The organism is Achromobacter sp. 1011811831 (assembly GCF_059760905.1).
On record NZ_JCBANG010000155.1, the window covers coordinates 1 to 7361 of the forward strand.

Sequence of the window (7361 nt, forward strand, 5' to 3'; positions counted from 1 at the left end):
GCGCCCAGCGCGCGGCGGTGGGCGCCGACGGCGGCCCGGTCGGGCCCGACCTTGCCCCGCATCGCGATGAAATCCTGCTTGTCGATGCCCTCCAGCAGGTCCCGGGCCCAGGGGCGGGCGCAGATCACCAGGGGCAGGCCGGCCGCCTGCAGGGCACGCAGGCTGGGCAGGCTCATGCAGACATCGCCAACCCAGTTGGGCAGGCGGACATACAGGCAGCTGAATTCGGACATGGGCGGGCGCCGGGGCGCAGGTCAGGAACGGGACAGGGGGCGGACGGCGGCGCGCAGCCGGTACAATCCACCGCATAATTGTATTGAAGCGAGTAATTCCTTTGAATTCTGCCGCACGCAAAGCGACCTTGGGCTCCGAGCCTGTCAAAGCCGAACTCTGGGGGCGGATCTACAAGCGCGTGGGCGCCTACTGGAAGGGCCTGGTGCTTGCCATCCTGCTGATGGCGGGCGCGGCGGCCACCCAGCCCACTCTGGCGGTCATCATGAAGCCGCTGCTCGACGAGGGCTTTTCCGGCGTCAAGCCGCATTATGTCTGGTCCCTGCCGCTGGCGGTGGTGGGACTGATCTTCGTGCGCGGGGTCTGCAATTTCTTCAGCGACTACCTGCTGGCCTGGGTGGCCAACAATGTGCTGCTGGGCATGCGCCGCGACATGTTCGAACGCCTGCTGGGGCTGCCCGACGCCGACTTCAAGACGGGCGACACCGGCCGCCTGCTGAACCGCTTCACCATCGACGCCGGCAATGTCACCGGCTATGCCACCGATGTGATTTCCGTGCTGGTGCGCGAAACCCTGGTCGTGATCGCGCTCATCTGCGTGCTGTTGTACATGTCCTGGGTGCTGACCCTGATCATCCTGATCATGCTGCCGGTGTCGGTGCTGGTCGCCCGCGTGTTCATCAAGCGCCTGCGCAGCATCAACCGCGACACCGTCAACATGAATGCCGAGCTGACCCGCGTGGTCAGCGAGGGCATCGACGGCCAGCGCGTCATCAAGCTGTTCGACGGCTACGAAGTCGAGCGCGGCCGCTTCGCCTTCGTCAGCGGCAAGCTGCGCCGCTTCGCCATGCGCACGACCACGGCCGATGCCGCGCTGACGCCGCTGACCCAGGTCTGCATCTCGATTTCCGTGGGCGCGGTGATCGCCGTCGCCCTCAGCCAGGCCAATAGCGGCGCCTTGACCGTGGGCAGTTTTGCCTCGTTCATGGCCGCCCTGGCGCAGATTTTCGATCCCATCAAGCGCCTGACCAACGTGGCAGCCCGCATGCAGAAGATGCTGGTGTCCGCCGAAAGCGTGTTCACGCTGATCGACCAGAAGCCGGAAATCGACCAGGGCACGCGCACGCTGCCCGAGCCGGTGCGCGGCCGCGTGGAATTCCGCGGCGTCGGCCATCGCTTCCCCGACGCCGACCGCGATACGCTGAACGATGTGTCCTTCACCGTCGAGCCCGGCCAGACCGTGGCGCTGGTGGGCCGCTCGGGCAGCGGCAAGACCACGCTGGTGAACATGCTGCCGCGTTTCGTGCTGGCCGAGACCGGAACCATCCTGGTCGACGACGTGCCCGTCAACGACCTGACGCTGCGCAGCCTGCGCTCGCACCTGTCGCTGGTCAGCCAGGACGTGGTGCTGTTCGACGACACCATTGCCGCCAACGTCGGCTACGGCGCGTTGGGCGAGGCGAGCGAGCAGCAAGTCCGCGACGCGCTCGCCGCCGCCAACCTGCTGGAATTCGTCGAGGGCCTGCCCAACGGCCTGCAGACCCAGGTGGGCGAGAACGCCGCGCGCCTCTCGGGCGGCCAGCGCCAGCGCCTGGCGATCGCGCGCGCCCTGATCAAGAACGCACCCATCCTGATCCTGGACGAGGCCACCTCGGCCCTGGACAACGAGTCCGAGCGCCAGGTCCAGGCCTCGCTGGAACGCCTGATGCGCGGTCGCACCACGCTGGTCATCGCGCACCGCCTGTCCACTGTGCAGAACGCTGACCGCATCATCGTGCTGGACGCCGGCAAGATCGTCGAACAGGGTGCCCATTCCGAGTTGCTGGCTGCCAACGGTTTGTACGCGTCGCTCTACAAGATGCAGTTCCGCGAGGACTAGGACTCACCCCGAAGCGCTTGCGCGCTGCCCCTGGAGGGGCATGCCTGCGGACTGGCAAAGCCGGCTCCGCGGCATCCCGATGGATGGCGACCGATGCTTTAGATGCCCGACTGAGGGCTACCCGAACCAGGAGAAGCCTCATGTCCGTGCCCGCCGAAGGCAATCAACTCGTCAACGTCGTCGTGCTGCTGGGCGCGGCGGTGGTCGCGGTGCCGCTGTTCAAGCGGCTGGGGCTGGGGTCGGTGCTGGGGTATCTGGCGGCCGGCCTGGCGATCGGCCCGTTCGGCATCGGCTTCTTTTCCGATCCCAAGTCCATCCTGCACGTCGCCGAGCTGGGCGTGGTGATGTTCCTGTTCATCATCGGGCTGGAGATGCAGCCCTCGCGGCTGTGGAAGCTGCGGGGAGAGATCTTCGGCCTGGGCGTGGCCCAGGTGCTGGCCTGCGGCGCGCTGCTGACCGGGGTCGGCCTGCTGGTCGGGCTGTCGGCGCCGGCCGCGTTCATGGCGGCCATGGGCTTCGTGCTGTCCTCCACCGCCATCGTCATGCAGATCCTGGCCGAGCGCGACGAGACCGCCAGCGCCCAGGGCCAGCGCATCGTTTCCATCCTGCTGCTGGAAGACTTGGCCATCGTGCCGCTACTGGCATTGGCCGCGCTGCTGGCGCCCGCCGGCACGGGCGGGCACGGCGATCCCTGGACCCAGGCCGCCATCGCGCTGAGTTGCGTGCTGGCGCTGCTGGCGGCTGGTCGATGGCTGCTCAATCCGCTGTTCCGCCTGCTGGCCGCGGCCCGCGCGCGCGAGGTCATGACGGCGGCGGCGCTGCTGGTGGTGCTGGGCGCGGCCTTGCTGATGGAGCTGGGCGGCCTGTCCACCGCGATGGGCGCATTCCTGGCCGGGGTGCTGCTGTCCGAATCCACCTTCCGGCACCAGCTGGAAGCCGAGATCGAACCATTCCGGGGCATCCTGCTGGGCCTGTTCTTCCTGGGCGTGGGCATGTCGCTGGACCTGTCCGCGGTGGCGCGCGAATGGCAGCTGATCCTGGCGGCGGTGCTGGTCTTCATGGCGGTCAAGTCCATCGGCGTCTATGCCGTCGCCCGCGCGCTGCGCGCCTCCCATGGCGAGGCGCTGACCCGCGCCGCGCTGTTGGCGCAGGGCGGCGAGTTCGCCTTCGTGCTGTATGGCGCGGCCGCCGCGGTCGGCATCTTCGACGCCCATCTCGCGGCCGTGCTGATCGCCGTGGTCATCATTTCCATGGCCCTGACCCCGCTGTGCGTGCTGGCGCTGCGCTGGCTGCTGCCCAAGCCGGCGCCGTCCATGGACGGGGTGGACGTGGCGCGCGACCTGGACGGCTGCGCGCTCATCATCGGTTTCGGGCGGTTCGGCCAGATCGTCACCCAGGCAATGCTGGCGCGCGGCATCAAGGTGTCCATCCTGGATACCGACACGGACGCCATCCGGGCCGCCGCCAAATGGGGCGTCAAGGTCTATTACGGGGACGGAACTCGGGTGGACATGCTGCGCACCGCCGGCGCCGAGACCGCCAAGCTGATCCTGGTCTGCATCGACGATCCCAAGGCCGTCAATCACACGGTCAAGCTGATCAAGTCGGAATTCCCCCTGGTCAAGCTGGTGGTGCGCGCCTATGACCGCATCCATGCGCTGGCGCTGGTGAAGGAGGGCGTGGACTTCCAGGTGCGTGAAACCCTGGAGTCGGCCCTGGCCTTCGGCGAAGCCGCCCTGCGCGAGGCCGGGGTGCCGGCGGACGAGGCGGAGGAAGCGATGGCCGACGTGCGCCGGCGCGACGCCGAGCGCTTCGAGCTGGAAGTGGCCGGCGGCCTGTTCGCCGGCCGTTCCCTGCTGTACGGCAACATGAGCAGCCCGGCCGACGGTCGGAACGACCAGCCGGACCGGGAGACGCCGGAGGGTCATGAGGCGGCGCGCAGCACGCCCATATGACAAGCATTCGCGGCATCTATGTAAAGCGATCTTTGCATTTATTTTCGCTTCATTTCACGCGCAAGCCGCGCCTGCTGAGTTAGATTGGGCCGGTCGGTCCTTCATACCGAAGGGCCCGCCGCCAGGAGGCCGCCATGCTGCAATCAGATCGCATCACCACGCCGCCGCAAGCCATTGGTTTCGAGCTTGCCCGCCGACAGGCCGCCGTGCTGCGCTGCGGATTTTCAGCGCAGGCGATGCGCGAGCTGGTATCGCACACGGGGGCGGGCGGACCGGCCTGGGCCATTGGCGCCCACCGTGAAACGGACAAGGCGCGTGGCGCCAAGGGTTTTCCGTTCCGCATCGCCGCCGCCGTGTCCTGATTCGGCCGCCGGCCGGCGTCAGGGCTGGGCCATCGCCGTGCGGCTCTTGCCCGCCGATTTTGCCAGGTACAGGGCCCGGTCGGCCGCGTGCAGCACCGAGGCCCTGTCGGCGCCGTGGCGCGGAATCAACGCGATGCCGACGCTGCCGCCGATGCTCACCGGCTTGTCCTGGTCCAGATCGTAGGGCAGGGAAACCGAGGCAATGATGCGTTCGCCCAGTTCGCGCGCCTCGGCCTCGGACAAGTGGCCGGTCAACAGCACGAATTCGTCGCCGCCGATGCGCGCGGCCACCGCGTCCGCCGGCTTGAGCGCGACCAGGCGGGCGGATACCTGGGTCAGCAGCGTATCGCCCGCCGCGTGGCCATAGGTATCGTTGACGGCCTTGAAGCCGTCCAGGTCCAGATAAAGCACCGCATATTCCGCATGCCCGTGGCCGGCGTTCCGGACAGCGGTGTCCAGCGCGCCGAACAGGCCGTGACGGTTGAGCAGGCCGGTCAGTGAATCCTGGCGAGCGTGCAGCTCGTTCTCGCGCCGCGCGAGCATGGTGGACACCAGCATGTCGTTCAGGCGGTACGAGGCCATGGACATGGACGTCATGTACAAGGGCACCTGCACCAGCACCAGCCAAAGGATGGATTCGTGGGTGAACAGCGCGCCCAGCGCGCACGGCCCGATGCTCAGGGCGACCATCGCCGCGGACAGGCGCGGCGCGCCGAAGTTGCGCACGCAGATGCCGCCCACCATCGACGCGGCCGACAGGCAGGCCAGCGTGGCGGCGATCCAGTCGCCGCTGAGCAGGCTGATGAAGGTGCCATAGCCCACGCTCAGCGCCCAGCAGAGCGCCAGCACCACGTACAGGTCCGTGTGCGTGGGCTTGCCGGCGAGCGCTGCCCGGCGGGCCGAGATCAGCACCACGATGCGCGAGGCGCAGACCAGCGTTTCCAGCGCCAGCCACAGCAGGAAGGGCGGCTCGGGGCGGCGGAAGGTGATCAGCGCGGCGACCATCAGCGTATTGATGATGCCGCCGAAGAATATCGGCAGGGATCCGAACAGGCCGCCCAGCAGGGCGACCTGGATATCGGCGGGCACGTTGCGGCCGGGCTTGACCAGCCACTTCGTCATGCGCCATGCGGGCAAGCTGTAGATCCGATCCTTTTTTTCCATGGTGTCTCGGAGGCGGCCGCGGGTCCGGTTCAATTCGGCTCGGTCCATGCACGCGGCCAGCATTGCGCCATGGTAGCCGGGGACGGCCGCGGGCGCATCATACGGCAAGCGCCCGCGTCACGTATTCACGGTGTGTTTACACCATATGTCGCCGCAGCTTGCGCGGCTTCACATGGCCCGGCATTATCTGGCTGCTGCTTTACAGGATATGAATCCGGCCCCGGGCCGCCGCGAAGGAGCGCCGTCTTGAAGCCCCACGGCTATGTGCACCGCGCCTTGTACTCCTTGGCCGCGCTGGTCGCGGTGGGCATTTGCGTGGCCGCGGCGGCCTTGCTGTGGGCCGACCGGCGTGGCACCTGGGACGCGGCCTACGTGGCGTCGCGCAATCTGGCCGACGGGCTGGCCGGCGCCATTGGCCGCACGCTCCACGTCTACGACCTGTCCTTGCAGGGCGTGATCGAACGGCTGCACGAGCCGGGCGTGGCGCTGCTGGCGCCGCAGACGCTGCATCGTTTCCTGTTCGACCGCTCCGCCTCGGCCGAGTACCTGGGCACCATCCTGGTGCTGGACCGCGACGGCCTGGTCCGCTACGACTCCGCCTCCATCGCGCCGCCCCTGACCAGCTTCGCCGATCGCGATTTCTTCCGGGTCCATCGCGACGCCGACGACGTGGGCATGTATCTCAGCCGTCCCTACCGCAGCCGCCTGCGCGGCGGCGACGAGAGCCTGGCCGTCAGCCGGCGGCTGTCCAATCCCGATGGCAGCTTCGCCGGCGTGGTCGTGGGCACGCTGCGCCTGGCGTATTTCCGCGACCGCTTTGCGGGCCTGTCGATCGGCGAGCGCGATGTCATTACCGTGTTCCGCAACGACGGCGCGGTGCTGGCGCGCGATCCGTATTCCATGAGCGACCTGGGCGACGACCTCGCCATGTCGCCGGCCTTCCAGCAATTCCTGATCCGGCGGGAGGGCGCTTTTGTCGGCATCCTGTCGCCGGACGGCGTGCGTCGCCTCTATACATTCGACAGTGTGGCAGGCACACCCGTGGTGGTCGCCGTGGCGCTGGCCGTGGACGAGGTGCTGCAACCCTGGGTGCGCCGGGCGATGCTGATCGTGCCCGTCACCATCGCCCTGTCGGCGGCGGTGCTGGCGCTGATGTGGTTGTATCGCCGCGAAATGGCGCGGCGCGGCGAGGTCGAGCGCAGGCTGGAGGCGCAGGCGCATACCGACGGCCTGACGGGCATTTCCAACCGCAGGCTGTTCGACGAGGTGCTCGAGCGCGAGTGGCAAAGCGCGCTGCGCGAGCGCGCGCCATTGTCCCTGCTGTTCGTGGATGCGGACCACTTCAAGCGCTACAACGATCGCTATGGGCACCAGGAGGGTGACGCGCTGTTGAGGCGGCTGGCCCAGGCCATCCGCCAGAAGGCGCGGCGGCCGCGCGACCTGGCGGCGCGGTATGGCGGGGAAGAGTTCGTGCTGCTGCTGCCGCGCACGGAAGGGCGGCAGGCCGCCGTCATCGCCGAACGCTTGCGCAAGTCGGTCGCCGCCTTGCGGCTGCCGCACCAGGACAATGACGGGGGCATCGTCACGCTGAGCATCGGGGTGGCGTCGGCGCTGCCCGAGCCAGGGCAGGCGGCTGCCAGCCTGGTCGAAGCCGCGGATGCGGCCGTCTATCGCGCCAAGGAGGCCGGCCGCAACCGCGTGGCCATGGCCGGCCGGTAAGGCGCCGGCGGGCCGGCTGCGCGCCGCCCGCAAGGCGGCGCGCTTCAAGCA

At 68.5% G+C, this 7361-nt stretch carries 5 protein-coding genes and 1 pseudogene; 4 read left to right on the plus strand and 2 right to left on the minus strand.

Annotation, left to right across the window (positions count from 1 at the left end; all coding sequences use genetic code 11):
• Nucleotides 1–233: pseudogene (locus AC6LJ9_RS29820) on the minus strand (glycosyltransferase family 9 protein); the annotation flags it as partial.
• 101 nt (nt 234–334) lie between these two features.
• Here AC6LJ9_RS29820 and msbA point away from each other — a divergent pair.
• The 3 genes from msbA to AC6LJ9_RS29835 all read left to right on the plus strand — a co-directional run bounded on the left by msbA (nt 335) and on the right by AC6LJ9_RS29835 (nt 4427).
• The gene (gene msbA, locus AC6LJ9_RS29825) at nt 335–2110 is read left to right on the plus strand and encodes a lipid A export permease/ATP-binding protein MsbA (RefSeq protein ID WP_498150352.1); all 1776 of its coding nucleotides are present in this window, start codon (nt 335–337) and stop codon (nt 2108–2110) included.
• Nucleotides 2111–2250: 140 nt separating this feature from the next.
• Nucleotides 2251–4065, plus strand: coding sequence for a monovalent cation:proton antiporter-2 (CPA2) family protein (locus tag AC6LJ9_RS29830; protein ID WP_498150353.1), 1815 nt, complete (start codon nt 2251–2253; stop codon nt 4063–4065).
• Nucleotides 4066–4199: 134 nt separating this feature from the next.
• Nucleotides 4200–4427 (plus strand): hypothetical protein, encoded by a 228-nt coding sequence (locus AC6LJ9_RS29835; RefSeq protein WP_212321533.1) that lies wholly within the window; start codon nt 4200–4202, stop codon nt 4425–4427.
• An 18-nt stretch (nt 4428–4445) separates the two neighbouring features.
• On the opposite strand, the gene AC6LJ9_RS29840 is transcribed toward AC6LJ9_RS29835, so the two are convergent.
• Nucleotides 4446–5591 (minus strand): GGDEF domain-containing protein, encoded by a 1146-nt coding sequence (locus AC6LJ9_RS29840; protein WP_498150354.1) that lies wholly within the window; start codon nt 5589–5591, stop codon nt 4446–4448.
• 246 nt (nt 5592–5837) lie between these two features.
• Here AC6LJ9_RS29840 and AC6LJ9_RS29845 point away from each other — a divergent pair, with 246 nt between their 5' ends.
• Nucleotides 5838–7310: a GGDEF domain-containing protein gene (locus tag AC6LJ9_RS29845; protein WP_498150355.1), complete on the plus strand. Its 1473-nt coding sequence runs from the start codon at nt 5838–5840 to the stop codon at nt 7308–7310.
• Nucleotides 7311–7361 lie beyond the last annotated feature (51 nt).

What these genes read in the sequence shown, in the direction of transcription:
- AC6LJ9_RS29830 (WP_498150353.1), top strand. Translation starts at nt 2,251, where the DNA reads ATGTCCGTGCCCGCCGAAGGCAATCAACTCGTCAACGTCGTCGTGCTG.
- AC6LJ9_RS29835 (WP_212321533.1), top strand. Translation starts at nt 4,200, where the DNA reads ATGCTGCAATCAGATCGCATCACCACGCCGCCGCAAGCCATTGGTTTC.
- AC6LJ9_RS29840 (WP_498150354.1), bottom strand. Translation starts at nt 5,591, where the DNA reads ATGGAAAAAAAGGATCGGATCTACAGCTTGCCCGCATGGCGCATGACG.